Here is an 18,647-nt window from a genome sequence, read left to right as displayed (position 1 = left end):
AGGCGTCGTAGGTGTAACGCAGGGTGCCCCAGCCCTGATGCTCGGTGATCAGCCGATCCTGCAGGTCATATTCAAAGGCCAGTGGATGTTTCTGGCCGTCATCAACCCCGGTCAAACGACCCAGGCGGTCGTAGGTGTAAGCCACCTCAACCCCGTCGGGCAGGGTTTTCAGCAGCAAGCGCCCGGCCGCATCACGCGCGTAGGCGGTGACCAGCGTCGAGCCGTCATCGCCGAACTCGGTTTTTTCCAGCAGGTGCCCGTTGCGGTCGTAGGCGTAAGCGGTGCGCCGACCATCGACGCCGGTTTCCTGTCGGATCAATCCGGTTGGCGTGTAGTCCAGCCGGTACTTTTCCCCGGATTCGTTCTCGATTTCCGTGAGCAACAACTGCGCATGGTCGTAGCGGTACTGCACCCGCGTGCCGTCGGGATTGATCTTGCGCGAGACCAGATGCAGGTCGTCGTCATACTCGTAGCGGGTGATGTGCCCGAGTTCGTCGCGCTCGGCAGTGACTTGGCCGTAGGCGCCATAGCTGTAGGCACGGGTAGCGCCCGTAGGAAAGGTCGTCTGAATTAGTCGGCCAACCGCATCCCACTGCTGACGGGTGATCGCGCCGTGCTCGTCGCAAGTGGTCGTCCGTCGCCCCAGCGCGTCGTAGGAAAAGCGCCGCACACCACCGTCGGGCAGGGTTTCCTCGATCAGTTGCCCGAGGTCGTTCCACGACAATTTGTGCCGGCTGCTGTCCGGGTAGCGGATCGACAGCAACTGCCCGCGCGTGTCGTAGTAGTAATGGGTGACCTGACCGTCGGGATCGACCGCCTCGGTGACATCGCCCTCGGCGTTGCGCCGAAACGTCCACACCGCCTCGCCGCGGGAACGGCTGTGCAGGAAACCGTTGCGGTACTCGTAGGACGTTGGCTCGTCGTCCGGCGGAAGCAGCGCGATCAGCCGTCCGACGTCGTCGTAGCGGTATTCGGTGACCGCGCCCAGCGGATCCTGCTCGGCGATCAGCCGGCCCTGATCGTCATAAGCCTTGAGGTGCTCACCGCCATCGGCCTCGACCTTGCGCACCAGCCGTGCGCTGTCGTCGTGAACGTAGGTTTCTTCGCTGCCATCGACGTAGTGCACCGCGACGCTGCCGTCATCGGCCCAGACGTAACGCGTGTCCATCTGCGCGAACGACGCCCAGTGCCGCACGCAGCGCGCCGCCTTGCCCGAGCGCTCCCACTCCCAGAAAAAGCTCGCGCCGCCGGTCAGTTGCCGCTGCAGGATGACGTGCTGATCGTCGTAGTCGTAACGCTCGCTGTCACCGACCGCGTTGGTCGCAGCCAACAAACGCTGACGGGCGTCGTAGCAATAACTGACCAGCGTTTGCTCGGTGCGCCAGCCATCAGCCCCAAGCACCTGGTAATCAACCGCCACCAGATGCGCCCGGTCGTAGCGCAACAACAACGACCGCCCGGCCCCGTTATCCAGGCGCTGCACACGCTCGGAAAAATCGCGATGCACCGTCAGACGATTGCCATACGCATCACTGAACGCCACCAGCCGCCCGGCACGAAAGTGATAAAACCGCGCTGTATCCCCGGCCAGCGCGAGGATCAGTTCCTCCGGTTCATCCCCGAGAAAAATCGCCGCCCGCGACAGGCTGTTGTGAATCTGCGGCCGCTCCACACTGGGCAACGGAAACCGCGTACGGCGATTCTCGTGATCGACCCAGATCACCGCCTCGCCATCGAACTCCAGCCGATGCGCCAGCGAATGGCTCCAGCCAAACCCCAGCCCGACATCAACCTCCACCGCGCTGGTGCGGTACAACCGGGTGAATTCGAACGGCAACACCCCATCGAGCGTGCCGTCGGTCAGGGTCAGCAGTTCTTCGCCGGTGACCATCGACACCGGACAGCCGTTGGTGCAGGTCAGCGATGCGCAATCGGCGCTGTCGCCGTTGGGGTTTTTCGCTTGATCGGGATTGTCGTCGTGGGGTTCGTGTCGCTCCATCCGCGTCGTGCCACGGGACTTGTCCCGGGCCATCGGTGCCGGATTTGGCACGCTTAAAACCACGGCGTCCGCTTGTCGAATGTTCAGCGGGATCGCCGGCGTCGGCTTCAACGGGATGTCGCGCGCATGCACCATCAACGGCTTCAGCGCGCCCGCGTGCTTGCTCAGATCCGCAGTGGAGGTCAGTTCGCTCAGGCGCAAGGCCGATGCGGCCAGCCATTGCCGCGCCCGGGGCGACTTGATCTTGCTCAGCACCTTGCTGCTCAGTCGCACGGGCACGCCAACGCCGCCGCAAACGCGCATCAGCAAAAAGCTGATCAACAACTCGACCCGGACTTCTGCCACCACTTCCGCCAGGTACTGCGGCGGCAGCATCTTCAACCAACTGGTGAAGGCTGCCAGATGGATAAACAGCAACGGCTCGTCACTGAGGATCAGCAAGCCATTGGCGATGGCCTCGCCGGAGGCGTCGAGCAGCGCTTGCAACTCGACATCGCTCAAGTACTGCAGGAGTTTTTCACTGTTGGCCTGCAGGTCGGCGAGCAGGGCAAACAGCTGTTTAACGTCATCCCAGATGTCGTGCAGGGCTTTCTCGAAACCGCGCCAGTCGGCCTGTTGCAACTGCTGGTAACGATCAGCCAAACCGGCGCCGGAAAACTCCGCCCACAGCGGCTGAAACCCGTCCCACTCCTGGCGAAGCCAGACCTCCAGCCCGTCCAGAATCTCTTCATAGGAGGCGTACAGCGCTTGGATATGGTCGGTGGAAACATCAGGAAAGAAGGTGATGCGATAACGCTGGCCCCGGTCGCAGTCGCTGACTTCCAGAATGCCGCTCGGGCCGATGGTATGGCGCAGCGGTTCACCGAAACTCAATACCCCGTCGACTTCGCCGATCACCGGTTCCAGCATCACCGGGGTATTGCCGATCGGTACGAAGCGCACTGCCTCGAACAGGTGCACCAGAGTCAACGGGCCGCTGGCGGGGCACATGACCACCGAGGTCTGGATCGGCTGGCGGGATTTGACCGGAGCGCTGAGGTGCACGTCGTCGCCGACCTTGAACACCTGCTCGATATCCAGCGCGGTTCCCGTCCAGAACTGCTCGGCCCAGGCCTCGTAGTCGTTCAGGCACAGGCGGAACTCGCGGATCAGCGTTTCGAAGTCCGGGTGTTGCGGGTTCAGGGCGGCAACCACCAGCAGGCCGATGCTGTTGTTCAGGGCCAGGAGCCGATCGGTTTGGAACATTCGCAAGCACTCGCGCACATGAAAGAGGTGCGCGGACTTTGCGGGGGATCAACATGGAAAGAAGTCGGGAAAGTAGGCGTTATCTGTAGGGCATTTCGCTAAATATCAGCGAGTCTTTCCACCGCCCGTAAACATTGCCCGTTGCTCAATGTCCGCTGGCCTCGCTATGCTGCTGAACCCATTAATCAGATCCGCGTAGCGGCGCCGGCTGGGCCGCCCGGGATGTTTTTGATAACGGATCCGATGATGAATGCACCGATGAAGACGTTTGGCCCGATCAAGGCCGTGATTTTCGACATGGACGGTTTGCTGCTGGACACCGAAGGTATCTACACCGAGGTCACCTCGCTCATTGCCGAGCGTTACGGGCGGACCTTCGACTGGAGTGTTAAACAGAACATCATCGGTCGTGGCGCCAATGACCTGGCGAACTACGTGGTGCAGGCGCTGGATCTGCCGATCAGCGCCGAAGAGTTTCTGCTGATCCGCGAGCCGCTGATGCGTGAACGCTTTCCCAAGGCCCAGGCGATGCCCGGCGCGGAGGAGCTGATTCGCCACCTCAAGGCGCACAACATTCCGATCGCCGTGGGCACCAGTTCGTCGCGGCAGTCGTTCGGCCAGAAAACCACCTTGCACCGCGACTGGTTTGCCCTGTTCGATTTCATCGTCACCGCCGACGACCCCGAAGTTGGCGCAGCAAAACCGGCGCCGGACATCTTTCTCACCGCCGCCCGGCGTCTGGGTGTAGCGCCTGAAGACTGTCTGGTGTTCGAGGATTCGCCGTTTGGCGTCACCGCCGCGAAAGCGGCGGGAATGACTGCCATTGCGATTCCCGACGCGGCCATGGCCGATGAAAAATACGCGCATGCCGACGGGATTCTGCGCACGCTCAAGGCTTTCACCCCGAGTGCCTGCGGTTTGCCGGCGCTGGAATGGGCTTGATCAGCCAATAAGCGCCGATAAAAAACGCCGCCCTCTGCAAAGAGGTGCGGCGTTTTTTGTATCCGGGATTCAGCGCAATCAGGCGCCAAAACCACCGTCGATGGTCAGGCTGGCACCGGTGATGTAACCGGCTTCCGGGCCGACCAGATAAGCGACGAAACCGGCGATTTCATCAGCAGTGCCGTAACGGCCCACCGCCATCAGCGGGATCAGGCTCTCGGCGAAATCGCCTTGGGCCGGGTTCATGTCAGTGTCGACCGGGCCGGGTTGCACGTTGTTGATGGTGATGCCGCGCGGGCCGAGATCACGGGCCAGGCCTTTGGTCAGGCCGACCAGCGCCGATTTGCTCATCGCGTACACCCCGCCACCGCCAAAGGGCATGCGGTCGGCGTTGGTGCTGCCGATGTTGACGATGCGCGAGCCTTCGCCCATGTGTTTAGCGGCTTCCTGAGACGCGATGAACACGCTGCGTACGTTGATCGCCAGGGTCTGGTCGAAGTCTTCCAGTTTGAAGTCTTCCAGCGGCGCGATGGCCAGGACGCCGGCGTTGTTCACCAGAATATCCAGGCGGCCAAAGGCTTCGACGGTGGCGCTGACAGCATTGCGGATTGCGGCTTCATCGGCGCTGTCGGCCTTGATCGCCAAGGCTTTGCCGCCGTTGGCAGTGATGCTGTTCTGCAACTCTTCGGCCTTGGCGGTGGAGCTGACGTAGGTGAATGCGACAGCGGCGCCTTCGGCGGCCAGGCGTTTGACGATGGCGGCGCCGATACCACGGGAACCGCCTTGAATCAGAGCGACTTTGCCGCTGAGGTGTTGAGTGGTCATGTTCGATCTCCAGAGAATTCAAGGCGGGGTGCCTTGTTGTTGGAGCCGAGTATCGGCCTCGCATCGACAACCGTGTAGACCATGATTGCTATAGTCTGTGTAAACCAGAAGTTTATAGTGGCGATCATGGAAACTTTCAGCAGTATCGAATGCTTCGTGCGCAGCGCCGAAGTCGGCAGCTTTGCCGAAGCCGCCCGGCGCTTGAGCCTGACCCCGGCCGCTGTCGGCAAGAGTGTGGCGAAGCTTGAGGTTCGGCTCGGTGTACGGCTGTTCCAGCGTAGTACACGCAGCCTGACCCTGACCGAGGCCGGTCAGCTGTTTTTGAGTCAGGTCAGTGGCAGTCTGACGACGATTCAGAATGCGGTGGCCAATCTGGCGAGTGTGGAAGGGCTGCCGGCGGGGACGTTGAAAGTCAGCATGGGCACGGTGTTCGGGCGTTTGTACATCGTGCCGTTGCTGCAAGAATTTTTACGTCGGTTTCCGGCGATCAACCCTGACTGGCATTTTGATAACCGTCAGGTCGATTTGATTGGACAGGGTTTCGACGCGGCGATTGGCGGGGGCTTTGAATTGCCCCAAGGCGTGGTCGCACGCAAGCTGGCACCCGCGCATCGTGTGTTGGTGGCGTCTGCTGACTACCTGCAAAAGCACGAGGCGATTGCCGAACCGGACGACCTGCAACGTCACGATGGCATCCTGATTCGTTCGCCGCAGACCGGTCGAGTGCGCTCCTGGCAGTTGATCAGTGGCGGCAGTCAGCTCTGTCAGCCCTTGACCCTCAAGACGCGAATGACCATGAGCGACTCCGAAGCCGCCTGCGCCACGGCAGCGCAAGGTCTGGGGATCGCACTGGTCAGCATGCCGTTTGCCGTGGGTTACCTCGACGCGGGCACGTTGCAGCGGGTGCTGCCGGACTGGTACATCGATGACGGCAACATTTCGATCTACTACGCCGAGCATAAATTGTTGCCGGGCAAGACTCGGGCGTTTGTCGATTTTGTGATTGAGCAGTTTGCCGAGCGGGGGTTGGCTCGGCGGTTCAGTGCTGTCTGAGGACGCGTTGGGACCGAGTTGACCTTTTCGCGAGCAGGCTCGCTCCCACAGGGGATTTTTGATCGCCACAGATCCAATGTGGGAGCGAGCCTGCTCGCGAAGAGCGATAACCCGGTCTACCGGGCAAACCGCTCCGCCCAGCCAATGATCTGCTTTGGCCGTGGCGTCGCGTAAGTCCGCACTTTGGACGTCGACAACCCCAGCCGCACCAGCGATTCAGCAATGGTCACCGCCGCCGTCACGCCGTCCACCACCGGCACCCCGGTGCGGCGACGAATCTGTTCATCCAGCCCGGCCATGCCGCCGCAGCCCAGACAGATCACTTCGGCCTTGTCCTGGGTCACCGCCAGCTCCGCCTGCTGCACGATGGCTTCCAGTGCGCGCTGTGGTTCGTGCTCCAGCTCCAGCACCGCAAGACCACTGGCCCGCACCGAGGCACAGCGATCCCACAGGCCCGAGAGTTTCAGCCGGTCCTCGATCAGCGGCACGGTGCGATCCAGCGTGGTCACCACCGAATAGGCGTGACCGAGAAACATCGCGGTACTGGCGGCGGCGTCGGTGATGTCCACCACCGGCACGTTGAGCAGTTCCTGCAATCCTTCGCGGCCGTGTTCGCCGTAGCCGGCCTGAATCACCGCGTCGAACGGTTGATCGTAAGACATCACCCGGTCCATCACGGCGATGGCCGCCAGGTAACTTTCGAAATTGCCTTCCACCGAGTCGGCGCCGAAGAACGGTGTCAGGCCGACGATCTCCGTACCGGGAGACGCGACGGCCTGCGCCGAGCGGGCGATGGCCTGGGTGATGGATTCGGTGGTGTTGACGTTGACCACAAGAATACGCATGAGAAGTCCTTATTGCGGGCAGTTCAGCGGCCCAAACCCGGGCCGCAAGGAAGTTAATGGCTGACGTTGTCGACGGCGATCGATTCGCCGCTGACGTCGGCGTAGTGCGGCTGACGTTTGGCAATGATCAGATAAAGCATCGCGGCGATGCCGGCGCCCACCAGCCAGGAGAACGGCGAGATGCTGTGGAAGCCCGGCACCAGCGCCAGGACGATGGCGATCAACGCTGCCGGAATGAACGCCGCCACCGCGCGGAAATTCACCCCACGGCTGTAGTAATAAGCGCCGTTGGGGTCTTCGCTGTACAACTGCGGGACGTTGATCCGGCCTTTGCGGATCAGCCAGTAATCGACCATGATCACCCCGTACAGCGGGCCGAGCAGGGCGCCGAGACCTGAGAGGAAATACACGATCACCAGCGGGCTGTTGTAGAGGTTCCACGGCAGGATCAGCACGGCGATGGTCGCGCTGATCAGCCCGGCGCGGCGGAAGGTCAGGTACTTCGGCGCCAGGTTGCTGAGGACGAAGGCCGGGGCGACGAAGTTGGCCATGATGTTCACCGCCACGGTGACGATCAGGAACGCCAGGCAACCGAGCACCAGAAAGAACGTGTTGGGGATCGAGGCGATGATTTCGGTCGGGCTTTCGATGATCCGTCCGTTGATCTGAAATTGCGCACCGCAGAGCAGGACGGTGATGGCGGCGAACACCAGAATGTTCACCGGCAGGCCCCAGAAATTGCCGACCTTGATGGTCTTGCGGCACGGCGAAGAACGGGCGAAGTCGCAGAAATTGAGGATCAGCGTGCCGTAGATCGCCAGCCACAGCGCGCCGCCGGCAAAAATGTTGCGCCACATCTCGCCACCGCTCAGCGGTTCGCGGATCGACCAGGCAATCGTGGCGTTGGCCTGGGTGTACATCCACGCGGCGAGGGCGGCGACGGTCAGCAGAATCACCGGGCCGGCAAACGCTTCGTAGCGACGGACCATTTCCATGCCGTAAGCGAGGATCGCCAGTTGCACGAACCAGATCGCCACGAAACACACCCAGCCCAGGGTCGACAGACCGAGAATCGAGTTGTGGTCGTAATCGGCGAACCCGGGGTGAATCGCCGTCAGCAGCACACGAAATACCACCGACGCCAGATACGTCTGAATGCCGAACCAGGCGATGGCGATCACCGCGCGAATCAACGCCGGAATCTGCGCGCCATGGATGCCGAAACTGATCCGGCTGATCACCGGAAACGGCACCCCGGTTTTCTGCCCCATGTAGCCGGACAGGTTCATGAAAAAGTACACCAGCGCCGCGCCGATCCCCAGCGACAGCAGAATCTGCCAGCCGCCCAGGCCCAGGGCGTACAGCCCGATGGCGAACGAGTAGTTGGCGATGTTGTGCACATCGTTGGTCCACAGGGCGAAGATGCTGTATTTGCCCCAGCGCCGACCTTCGGCGCGGGTCGGTGCCAGGTCGCTGTTGTGCAGGCGCGGGCTGAGTTGTAACGGTTGAGCCAGACCCGCGTCGGGCAATGGCTGGTCGAGGGCAGAGGCGGGCAGATTCAGCGCGATGTTGTTGGAGAGACTTGTACGCATTCCGGCAGGCTCCTGATGGGCGGGGCCGCGATGACTGTGCATGAGCTCAGGGCTCGACAAATCTTCGTCGCGGCCAGCAGACATCACTGGTTACGGGGCATCTGCAGCCTGTACGGGATAGGGCGCTTCAGGCTTGCGGATCGAAAGTGTGGATTGATGTTTTGCAGTTTTGTATACAAAACATGTATGCACCAAAGCCAGATCTGTGCCAGTCAGCGATCTATGCAGCGCTGTGCTCATTTCGAAAAGTTATCGATGAGCGCTAAGTGACTGAAAATCAGTGGTTATAAATTGACCGATTGAACAGGTATTTATTTTTTGCGAGGGATTTTGCGGAGGTGGCGGAGCGCAGGGGAATTCAGCAGGGATGTAACTTTTCAGGGCGTGAAAGCAAAAAGTGCACACATAAATGGCACCGATGGTGACATTCGTGTGTACACATTTTTAAGGTGGCGCAATTGAAAAATGTGGGAGCGAGCCTGCTCGCGAATGCGTTGGATCAGTCAACGAAGATGTCGACTGAGACTACGCATTCGCGAGCAGGCTCGCTCCCACAGAGGATGTCACTGGAATTGGAAATCAGGCCTTGCTGATGATATTCCCCGCATGCAGCCCGCACTCTTTCTGCGTCGCTTCTTCCCACCACCAGCGGCCTTCGCGCTCGTGCTGGTTCGGCAGCACCGGGCGGGTGCACGGTTCGCAGCCGATGCTGATGAAGCCGCGTTCATGCAGGCTGTTGTACGGCAGTTCGAGCATGCGGATGTAACCCCAGATCTCTTCGCTGGTCATCTGTGCCAGCGGGTTGAACTTGTACAGGGTGCGCTCGGGCGTGGAGAACGCGGTGTCGATCTCCAGCACCGCCACGGCGCTGCGGGTGCCCGGGCTCTGGTCGCGGCGCTGGCCGGTGGCCCAGGCTTTGACGCCAGACAGTTTGCGGCGCAGCGGTTCGATCTTGCGGATGCCGCAGCATTCGCCATGGCCGTCCTTGTAGAAACTGAACAGGCCTTTTTCCTTCACGAACGGTTCCAGCTTCGTGTAGTCCGGCGACACCAGTTCGATATCGATCTTGTAGTGCTCGCGCACCTGATCGATGAAGCGATAGGTTTCCGGGTGCAGGCGGCCGGTGTCGAGGCTGAACACCTTGACGTTCTTGTTCAGCTTCCAGGCCATGTCCACCAGCACCACATCCTCGGCGCCACTGAAAGATATCCACAGCTCGTCACCGAACTCGGCGAACGCGAGTTTCAGGATGTCCTGGGCAGATTTGTTGGCATAGGTCGTGGCGAGTTCCACGACATCGAACGTTGGGCTCATCAGGGCGGCTTCCTACAGGTCGGTGGCGCTGGGCGCTCTATATGGCGGCGATGGTAACAAAAAGCGGCGGAGTAGGGTGTGCCCGCTGCGTTGCGCGGTGGCGGGGGAGTCGCTAGAGTTCGGGCTCGCTCGACTCAATAATCACTACAAACGGGAGTGTCTTGTGGAAATTGCTTGCCTGGATCTTGAAGGGGTACTGGTACCGGAAATCTGGATCGCCTTTGCCGAAAAAACCGGAATCGAATCCCTCAAGGCCACCACCCGGGACATTCCCGATTACGACGTGCTGATGCAGCAGCGCCTGCGCATCCTCGACGAGCACGGCCTGAAGCTCTCGGACATCCAGGAAGTGATCGCCACCCTCAAGCCGCTGGACGGCGCGGTGGAGTTCGTCGACTGGCTGCGCGAGCGCTTTCAGGTGGTGATTCTCTCGGACACTTTCTACGAATTCTCCCAGCCGCTGATGCGGCAACTGGGCTTCCCGACCTTGCTCTGCCATCGCCTGATCACGGACGACAGCGGGCGGGTGACCGGCTATCAATTGCGTCAGAAAGATCCCAAGCGTCAGTCGGTGCTGGCGTTCAAGAGCCTGTACTACCGGGTGATTGCGGCGGGGGATTCGTATAACGACACGAGCATGCTCGGCGAGGCGGACGCGGGGATTCTGTTCCATGCGCCGGACAACGTGATTCGCGAGTTCCCGCAGTTTCCGGCGGTGCATACGTTTGTCGAGTTGAAGCAGGAATTCCTCAAAGCTTCTAACAGAGCGTTGAGTTTGTAGTCGTCTGGAAGGACGCTTTCGCGAGCAGGCTCGCTCCCACAGGGAAATGCATTCCTAATGTGGGAGCGAGCCTGCTCGCGAAGCTTTTAAAGGTTTTGCAGGGTTTCGAGGAGGATTCTGACCTTGGTAATCGACTCCTGATACTCCGCCTGCCAGTCCGAATCGGCCACGATCCCGCCGCCACCCCAGCAACACACCTGCCCATCCTTGACCAACAGACTGCGAATCGCGATGGAGCTGTCCATCTCGCCGCGTACGTCCAGGTACAGCAACGAACCGCAATACAAGCCGCGCCGGGTCGGTTCCAGTTCATCGATGATCTGCATCGCACGGATCTTCGGTGCGCCGGTGATCGAGCCGCCGGGGAAACTGCCGGCAATCAGATCCAGCGCATCGCGATCCTCGGCCAGTTCGCCGGTCACGCTGCTGACCAGGTGATGCACGTTGGGATAGCTTTCCAGGCTGAACAGCTCTGGCACTCGCACCGAACCAATCCGGCAGGTGCGGCCGAGGTCGTTGCGCAGCAGGTCGACGATCATCAGGTTTTCCGCGCGATCCTTTGGGCTGGCCAGCAGTTCGGCGGCGTTGGCGGCGTCTTCGGCAGGTGTCAGGCCGCGCGGGCGGGTGCCCTTGATCGGGCGGGTTTCCACTTGGCGCTGGCTGACTTTGACGAAGCGCTCGGGCGACAGGCTCAACACTGCGTCGCCGTCGGGCAGGCTCTGGAAACCGGAAAACGGCGTCGGGCAGGCCTCGCGTAACGCGCAATAGGCCAGCCACGGGTCGCCCTGACACGGCGCACGGAAACGCTGGGCGAAGTTGACCTGATAGCAGTCGCCGGCCTGGATGTATTGATGAATGCGTTCCAGCGCCTGGCGATAGTCATCGGCCGACAGATCGGCGGTCATCGGCGTGTCCAGCTTGAACGGCGTCAGCGGCACTGAAGTCGGTTGGCTGAACAGCGCGATCAGCCGTTGCCGCTCGCTGTCGGCCTGTGACGGGTGAAACACCAGTTGGCTGGTGGCGGTCTGGTGATCGCTGATCAGCGCCCAGTCGTACAGGCCGAACCGCGCGTCGGGCAATTGCAGATCATCCCGGGCCTGGCTCGGCAGGTGTTCCAGATGCCGGCCAAAGTCGTAGCTCAGATAGCCGATCAGGCCGCCGGCGAACGGCAGGTCATATTCGCCAGGCAGCTGCGCCTCGCCCAGACGGCTCAGATTATCGCGCAGGCGTTGCAGGAAAACGCTGCCGCTTTCGTCGGGCAACACCGCCAGTTGTTCCAGCGGCCAGGCGCTGAGCAGGTCATAACGGCCACGGTCAGCACTCGGCCGACCGCTGTCGAGCAGCACGGCGCCGGGCGCATGGCGGATGGCCGCGAAGTAGTCGGCGGGGTTGGCGCGGTAGGGTAGCGGGTGTACGGAACAGGTCAACATGGGCGGGGCAGATCGGCCATCGAGGCGGGGTGGGGATTGTAGTCCTCTGCGGGAATTGCTCCTAGAGGGGATGTCGGGGATTGGCAGGTTGGGGGCCGCGTTGAAACCTGCGGTGACCGGCAGTCCGCCTTCGCGAGCAGGCTCGCTCCCACATTGGAACGCATTTTCCTGTGGGAGCGAGCCTGCTCGCGAAGGCCGCGATGCGGTCCCGGATCAGCCCTCGACCGCCGGAATATGCCCAAACATCTCCTGAGTAAACGCCACCCGTTCCTCGACCGACTCCGTCACCCCGCGTGCCTTCAGCTCTTCCAGATGCGCCTCGACCGCATGCGTACGCAGGGTCAGCCCGCAATCGTTGGCAATCTGGATATTCAGCCCCGGCCGCGCGTTCAGCTCGAGAATCAGCGGGCCTTTCTCCTGGTCGAGCACCATGTCCACACCGATGTAACCCAGGCCGCACAGCTCGTAGCAGCCGGCGGCGAGCTTCATGAAACCGTCCCAGTAGGGCAGTTGCACGCCGTCCACCGCGTTGGTGGTGTCGGGGTGTTTGTTGATGATGTTGTTCAGCCAGGTGCCGCGCAGGGTCAGGCCGGTGGCCAGATCGACACCGACACCGATGGCGCCCTGGTGCAGGTTGGCCTTGCCGCCGGACTGACGGGTCGGCAGGCGCAGCATGGCCATCACCGGATAGCCCATCAGCACGATGATGCGGATGTCCGGCACGCCTTCGTAGCTGATGCTCTTGAAGATCTGGTCCGGAGTTACCCGGTATTCGATCAGTGCGCGGTCGCGGTGGCCGCCCAGCGAATACAGGCCGGTGAGGATGCTCGAGATGTGGTGTTCGAGTTCTTCATGGGCAAGGATCTTGCCCGAGACCGTGCGATAGCGGCCCTCGAAGCGGTCAGCGATGACAATGATGCCGTCACCGCCAGCACCCTGGGCCGGTTTGATCACGAAGTCGTTGCGCCCGCCGATGATCGCGTCGAGCTTGTCGATTTCCTTCTCCGTGGAGATCACGCCGTACAGTTCCGGCACGTGAATGCCGGCAGCGATGGCGCGCTCCTTGGTGATGATCTTGTCATCGACGATCGGGTACAGGCTGCGCTTGTTGTACTTGAGCACGTAGTCGGCGTTACGCCGATTGATGCCCATGATGCCCCGCGCCTCCAGAGCCTTCCAGGTCTTCCAGAAACCGAACATCAGGCGTCAGCCTTCTTCAGGAAAGCCTTGAAGCGCACCAGTTCGGTCAGGCGATAACCGCGATAGCGACCCATCGCCAGCATGAAGCCGACCAGAATCAGCAGGATCGCCGGGAAGGTGAACACGAAGTACACCAGCTCGGGCACGGTCATGATCAGGTGTGCCAGCGAGGCGGCGAACAGGGTGCCGATCGCCACTTTCATGGCATGGCTGGCGCCGCGTTCTTCCCAGGTGATCGACAGGCGTTCGATGGTCATGGTCAGAATCACCATCGGGAACAGCGCCACCGACAAACCGCGCTCCAGGCCGAGTTTATGGCTGAACAGACTGATGGCGGCAATCAGCACCACCACGAAGGTCAACACCACCGACAGGCGCGGCAGCATCTGCAGCTTCAGGTGTTCCAGGTACGAGCGTAAGGACAGGCCCAGCGCGGTGATCACGGTAAACAGCAGGATGCCGAAGCCCAGTTGCGTTTCGCGGAAGGCCAGGGCGATCAGCACCGGGGTAAAGGTGCCGAGGGTCTGCAGGCCGATCAGGTTGCGCAGGATCAGGATCACCAGCACGCCGATCGGGATCATCACCATGATCATGAACGTCTGCTGGGTCTGCAGCGGCAGGCCGTAGAGCGAGTATTCGAGGAAGTTGGCGTCGGTGTTTTCGTCGGTCAGCTTGGCCAGACGAATCGCGTTCATCTCGCTGTTGTTCAGGCTGAAGGTCACGTTGGCTTTCTTCGCGCCCTCGATGGTGATCAGGTTTTCATCACCGGTCCACCACAGCAGGCGGTCGGTCGGCAGGCCTTGCTCGCCGGTTTCCGGGTTGAAGTACAGCCAGTCGTTGCCGTTGAAACTGCGCAGCCACAGTTCCGGGGTTTGCGGCTGATCGGCGACGAGGCGGATGGTGTGGACTTTTTCTACCGGCACGTGAGCGATGGACAGCAGCAGTTCGACGATCTTCGCCTTGTGCGGTGTCGACGGGTCGCCGGCCAGCAGCAGTTTGACGTTGTCATCGTTGGCGTTGTTGACGCGTTTGATCGCTTCGCCGATGAAGGTCTCGACGTCGGCCGAGTGCTGGCGGATCGGCGCGAGCAAGGCTTCGGCGGCGATTTTTTCCGGGCCTTCGATGGCGATGCTGTCGCGGAAGGTCGGGCCTTTGATCTTGGATTTTTCCGCGGTGTAGCGCTTGGTCAGCACCAGACGGTAATAAAGGGTCTGGTTGCCCTTGGCCCGGCGCGCCGACCAGGTGACCTTGCGGTTGCCGTCGACGCGGTTGACTGCCACGCCGTAGTTATTGGAGATAAAGCTTTCGTTGAGGCTGACGTAATCGCGGCTCAGGGGCGGCACGAACATCTGGACCTTCACCGGGTCCTTGGTGCTGGCGACGAACTCGACTTTGGCGTCGATGTTCCACAGGTCGTCGGTGGCATCTTCGGTCACCGGGATGCCGAGCACGAAAATCTGATAGGCCGTAACCGAAACGCCCAGGAGCACCAGAATGGTGATCAGGATTTTCAGGTGGAAGGTTAGAGAACGCATGGAAATTACTCGGCGGTATGAGCGGCGATGGTGCAGGCAGGTTTGCCGGCAGCGTATTTAAGACTGGGGTCGACCAGCGCGTCGAAGCGTTTCAAGGCTTCGGAGCCGATCAAAAGCGGATATTGGAACGCACTTCGGTCGGTCAGGTTCACTTCGATGCTGCGCAACGCCGTGCCCATGCAGATATCCAGCTCGATCACCGGGCGCGCGGTGTACTTTTTACCTTCTTCCGGGTCGTAGTCGCCGGCGCGGCGTTTGATCTTGCTGACCCGGGCCAGCGGCCGCTCGATCGGGTGCGAATGCGCCGCGTCGATCGCCAGGTAGAAACGCACCCAGGACTCGCCGTTGCGTTTGAAGCGTTTGATGTCGCGGGCACTCAGTGAGGCGGTTTTGGCGCCGGTGTCGAGTTTGGCCGCGACTTGCAGATTGATGCCGTCAAGCGATGCATATTCGTTGAGGCCGTACACGGTTTTTTCCCCCGCCGCGGCGAGGCCGGGCAGGCAAAACAGCGCAAAAAATGTGGGGAAGGGCTTGAGTCTCATAAATCCTGGTGCGCAGCGTTCCGTTTTCGGTTCAGGTTCCTGGCAATACTGCGCAAGCTCCTTCGTGTGCCTATCAGCTTTTTATGACAAGCCGTACAAATGGCCAGCAAATGCGGGCGGCATTCTAGCACGGTGGTTTTATGGCGCCAGCGCTCCCGCCGGTCTATACCCCTTGGGTAATCCTGTGGGAGCGAGCCTGCTCGCGAAGGCGGTGCTTCATCCAGGCAGATGCTGGCTGACACTACGCTTTCGCGAGCAGGCTCGCTCCCACAGGGATTAAGTGATCAGCGGGAGATTGCCTAGGGCTATTAGACGATTGTCGACAATATCTATTTATCCTTTGACTGATGCCGGCTAATTGGCTAGTTTTTGCCGCATTGGATTTAAAGGTGTCGACAATCATGCTGGATCAACTCGATCCCCCGGTCATCAGCGGCGACGATTCCGAGACGCTTTCGGAAAACGTCTTCCGGCGCATCCAGGCGGCCATCGTCAAAGGCGAGATCGCCCCAGGCAGCAAGATCTCCGAACCCGAGCTGGCGCGCACTTATGGCATCAGTCGCGGGCCGCTGCGCGAGGCCATTCATCGGCTTGAAGGTCAGCGACTGCTGGTGCGTGTACCGCATGTCGGCGCGCGGGTGGTGTCGCTCAGCCACGCCGAATTGCTCGAACTCTACGAAATCCGCGAATCCCTTGAAGGCATGGCCTGTCGGCTGGCGGCCGAACGCATGAGCGTCGAAGAAATCGACGAACTGCGCCGGGTGCTGGAAACCCACGAGCGCGACGCGGCGTTCCAGGCCGGGGTCGGCTATTACCAGCAGGAAGGCGATTTCGACTTTCACTACCGGATCATCCAGGGCAGCGGCAACCGCACGCTGACGCAAATGCTTTGCGGCGAGCTCTATCAACTGGTGCGCATGTACCGCATCCAGTTTTCCACCACGCCCAACCGCCCGCGTCAGGCCTTCGCCGAACACCACCGGATTCTCGATGCCATCGCCGACCGTGACGGCGAACTCGCGGAATTGTTGATGCGCCGCCACATCGGCGCCTCGAAACGCAACATCGCCCGTCATTACCAGGACGGCGCCGACAATAAGACAGCCACTGAACGAGGTGAGTCATGAGTTCCAAGCAGAACACTCCAGGCCAGCGTTTCCGCGATGCGGTCGCCAGCGAGCACCCATTGCAGGTGGTCGGCGCGATCAACGCCAACCACGCGCTGCTGGCCAAGCGCGCCGGTTTCAAGGCGATCTACCTGTCCGGTGGCGGGGTGGCCGCAGGCTCGCTCGGCGTGCCGGACCTGGGCATCACCGGCCTGGATGATGTGCTGACCGACGTGCGGCGCATTACCGACGTCTGCGACTTGCCGCTGCTGGTGGACGTCGACACCGGTTTCGGCGCCTCGGCGTTCAACGTGGCGCGCACCGTGAAGTCGATGATCAAGTTCGGCGCGGCGGCGATTCACATCGAAGACCAGGTTGGCGCCAAGCGCTGCGGCCACCGTCCGAACAAGGAAATCGTCACCCAGCAGGAAATGGTCGACCGCATCAAGGCAGCGGTCGATGCCCGTACCGATGACAGCTTCGTGATCATGGCGCGCACCGATGCGCTGGCGGTGGAAGGTCTGGAGTCGGCACTGGATCGCGCCGCCGCGTGCATCGAGGCCGGCGCCGACATGATCTTCCCGGAAGCCATCACCGAACTGGAGATGTACAAGCTGTTCGCCAACCGGGTGAAGGCGCCGATCCTCGCCAACATCACCGAGTTTGGCTCGACGCCGCTGTACACCACCGAGCAACTGGCTGGCGCCGATGTGTCGCTGGTGCTGTACCCGCTGTCGGCGTTCCGCGCGATGAACAAGGCAGCGGAAAATGTCTACACCGCGATCCGCCGCGACGGCACCCAGCAGAATGTCATCGACACCATGCAGACGCGCATGGAGCTTTACGATCGTATCGACTATCACACCTTCGAGCAGAAGCTCGATGCGTTGTTTGCACAAAAGAAAGGCTGAACAAGATCCCCTGTGGGAGCGAGCCTGCTCGCGAAAGCGGTGAGTCAGGCAATAACAAAGTGACTGACACGACGCTTTCGCGAGCAGGCTCGCTCCCACACGTTTCCCCTACAAATTCAAGAAGATTGGAGACAGCAATGGCCGAAGCAAAAGTACTCAGTGGCGCCGGGCTCCGGGGCCAGGTTGCCGGGCAAACCGCATTGTCCACCGTGGGCCAGGCCGGTGCCGGGCTGACCTATCGCGGCTACGACGTGCGTGAACTGGCAGCCGACGCGCAGTTCGAAGAAGTGGCTTACCTGCTGCTGTACGGCGAACTGCCGACCCGTGCACAACTCGATGCCTACCAGCAAAAGCTGAGCAAGCTGCGCGACCTGCCGCAAGCACTGAAAGAAGTGCTGGAGCGCATCCCCGCCGACGCCCACCCGATGGACGTGATGCGCACCGGTTGCTCGTTCCTCGGCAACCTCGAGCCGGAGAAAGACTTCTCCGAACAGCGCGACAAGACTGACCGTCTGCTCGCCGCATTCCCGGCGATAATGTGCTACTGGTATCGCTTCAGTCACGACGGCAAACGCATCAACTGCGTTAGCGACGAGCCGACTATCGGCGGCCACTTCCTGCACTTGTTGCACGACAAGAAGCCGAGCGAACTGCACGTCAAAGTGATGAACGTGTCGCTGATCCTTTACGCCGAGCACGAATTCAACGCCTCGACGTTTACCGCTCGCGTTTGCGCATCGACCCTGTCCGACCTGTATTCCTGCGTCACGGCGGCTATCGGTTCGCTGCGTGGCCCGCTGCATGGCGGCGCCAACGAGGCGGCAATGGAAATGATCGAGCGCTTCTCGTCGCCGGAAGAGGCGATCAAAGGCACCCTCGGCATGCTCGAGCGCAAGGACAAGATCATGGGCTTCGGCCACGCGATCTATAAGGACAGCGATCCGCGTAACGAGGTGATCAAGGGCTGGTCGAAAAAACTCGCCGACGAAGTCGGTGACAAGGTGCTGTTCCCGGTCTCCGAAGCCATCGACAAGACCATGTGGGAGCAGAAAAAACTGTTCCCCAACGCCGACTTCTACCATGCCTCGGCGTACCACTTCATGGGCATCCCGACCAAGCTGTTCACGCCGATCTTCGTTTGCTCGCGCCTGACCGGCTGGGCCGCGCACGTGTTCGAACAGCGCGCCAACAACCGCATCATCCGTCCAAGCGCCGAGTACATCGGCGTCGATCAGCGCAAGTTCGTGCCAATCGAACGTCGCTGAATGGTGGGCTGACCCGGAACCAGAGAACACCGCTAGACCCTGTGGGAGCGAGCCTGCTCGCG

General features: G+C 61.2%; 15 protein-coding genes. 6 read left to right on the top strand and 9 right to left on the bottom strand.

The features are described from left to right. Nucleotides 1–3,244: DUF6531 domain-containing protein (locus QRN61_RS19375; RefSeq protein ID WP_285374712.1), on the bottom strand; the 3,244-nt coding region annotated here is incomplete at its 3' end. A 246-nt stretch (nucleotides 3,245–3,490) separates the two neighbouring features. Here QRN61_RS19375 and QRN61_RS19370 point away from each other — a divergent pair. After that, complete coding sequence (locus QRN61_RS19370) at nucleotides 3,491–4,186, top strand: HAD-IA family hydrolase (protein WP_027613306.1); 696 nt, start codon at nucleotides 3,491–3,493, stop codon at nucleotides 4,184–4,186. Nucleotides 4,187–4,264: 78 nt separating this feature from the next. Here QRN61_RS19370 and QRN61_RS19365 read toward each other — a convergent pair whose 3' ends face one another. Beyond that, a complete protein-coding gene (locus QRN61_RS19365; RefSeq protein ID WP_285374708.1) occupies nucleotides 4,265–5,011 on the bottom strand; it encodes a 3-oxoacyl-ACP reductase family protein in 747 nt (248 codons plus the stop codon). A 126-nt stretch (nucleotides 5,012–5,137) separates the two neighbouring features. Between QRN61_RS19365 and QRN61_RS19360 the strand changes: the two genes are divergently transcribed. Then, on the top strand, nucleotides 5,138–6,064 hold the full coding sequence (locus QRN61_RS19360) for a LysR family transcriptional regulator (protein WP_285374705.1): 927 nt from the start codon (nucleotides 5,138–5,140) through the stop codon (nucleotides 6,062–6,064). 116 nt (nucleotides 6,065–6,180) lie between these two features. Here the strand turns inward: QRN61_RS19360 and QRN61_RS19355 are convergent, their stop codons facing one another. The 3 genes from QRN61_RS19355 to QRN61_RS19345 form a co-directional block, all read right to left on the bottom strand. Further along, entirely contained in the window at nucleotides 6,181–6,909 is a 729-nt protein-coding gene (locus QRN61_RS19355) for an aspartate/glutamate racemase family protein (RefSeq protein WP_027613303.1), read from the bottom strand. A gap of 53 nt (nucleotides 6,910–6,962) precedes the next feature. Continuing rightward, a complete protein-coding gene (locus tag QRN61_RS19350) occupies nucleotides 6,963–8,501 on the bottom strand; it encodes an NCS1 family nucleobase:cation symporter-1 (RefSeq protein WP_285374700.1) in 1,539 nt (512 codons plus the stop codon). 579 nt (nucleotides 8,502–9,080) lie between these two features. Beyond that, on the bottom strand, nucleotides 9,081–9,815 hold the full coding sequence (locus QRN61_RS19345) for a phosphoadenylyl-sulfate reductase (protein WP_003223260.1): 735 nt from the start codon (nucleotides 9,813–9,815) through the stop codon (nucleotides 9,081–9,083). A 163-nt stretch (nucleotides 9,816–9,978) separates the two neighbouring features. On the opposite strand from QRN61_RS19345, the gene thrH reads away from it, so the two are divergent. After that, entirely contained in the window at nucleotides 9,979–10,596 is a 618-nt protein-coding gene (thrH, locus tag QRN61_RS19340) for a bifunctional phosphoserine phosphatase/homoserine phosphotransferase ThrH (RefSeq protein WP_096797103.1), read from the top strand. Between the two features lie 86 nt (nucleotides 10,597–10,682). Here the strand turns inward: thrH and pabB are convergent, their stop codons facing one another. The 4 genes from pabB to rloA all read right to left on the bottom strand — a co-directional run bounded on the left by pabB (nucleotide 10,683) and on the right by rloA (nucleotide 15,303). Next, nucleotides 10,683–12,026, bottom strand: a complete 1,344-nt coding sequence (pabB, locus tag QRN61_RS19335; RefSeq protein WP_285374696.1) for an aminodeoxychorismate synthase component I — start codon at nucleotides 12,024–12,026, stop codon at nucleotides 10,683–10,685. A gap of 213 nt (nucleotides 12,027–12,239) precedes the next feature. Further along, on the bottom strand, nucleotides 12,240–13,226 hold the full coding sequence (locus tag QRN61_RS19330) for an alpha-L-glutamate ligase-like protein (protein ID WP_285374693.1): 987 nt from the start codon (nucleotides 13,224–13,226) through the stop codon (nucleotides 12,240–12,242). After that, the gene (rloB, locus tag QRN61_RS19325; protein WP_007960894.1) at nucleotides 13,226–14,761 is read right to left on the bottom strand and encodes an osmotic stress tolerance membrane protein RloB; all 1,536 of its coding nucleotides are present in this window, start codon (nucleotides 14,759–14,761) and stop codon (nucleotides 13,226–13,228) included. Before rloB ends, QRN61_RS19330 begins: the two co-directional genes overlap by 1 nt. A 5-nt stretch (nucleotides 14,762–14,766) precedes the next feature. Then, a complete protein-coding gene (rloA, locus tag QRN61_RS19320) occupies nucleotides 14,767–15,303 on the bottom strand; it encodes a retropepsin-like aspartic peptidase RloA (protein WP_025110318.1) in 537 nt (178 codons plus the stop codon). 404 nt (nucleotides 15,304–15,707) lie between these two features. Between rloA and QRN61_RS19315 the strand changes: the two genes are divergently transcribed. The 3 genes from QRN61_RS19315 (at nucleotide 15,708) to prpC (ending at nucleotide 18,585) form a co-directional block, all read left to right on the top strand. Continuing rightward, a complete protein-coding gene (locus QRN61_RS19315) occupies nucleotides 15,708–16,430 on the top strand; it encodes a GntR family transcriptional regulator (protein ID WP_169432611.1) in 723 nt (240 codons plus the stop codon). After that, the gene (gene prpB, locus QRN61_RS19310) at nucleotides 16,427–17,320 is read left to right on the top strand and encodes a methylisocitrate lyase (protein WP_003223269.1); all 894 of its coding nucleotides are present in this window, start codon (nucleotides 16,427–16,429) and stop codon (nucleotides 17,318–17,320) included. The genes QRN61_RS19315 and prpB overlap by 4 nt, the downstream gene beginning before the upstream one ends. Before the next feature lie 137 nt (nucleotides 17,321–17,457). Then, nucleotides 17,458–18,585 (top strand): bifunctional 2-methylcitrate synthase/citrate synthase, encoded by a 1,128-nt coding sequence (gene prpC, locus QRN61_RS19305; protein WP_285374688.1) that lies wholly within the window; start codon nucleotides 17,458–17,460, stop codon nucleotides 18,583–18,585. Nucleotides 18,586–18,647 lie beyond the last annotated feature (62 nt).

The organism is Pseudomonas sp. lyk4-TYG-107 (genome assembly GCF_030209055.1).
In the GTDB taxonomy this organism is placed as follows: Bacteria; Pseudomonadota; Gammaproteobacteria; order Pseudomonadales; family Pseudomonadaceae; genus Aquipseudomonas; species Aquipseudomonas putida_A.
This window is presented reverse-complemented; position numbering and strand designations above follow the sequence as displayed.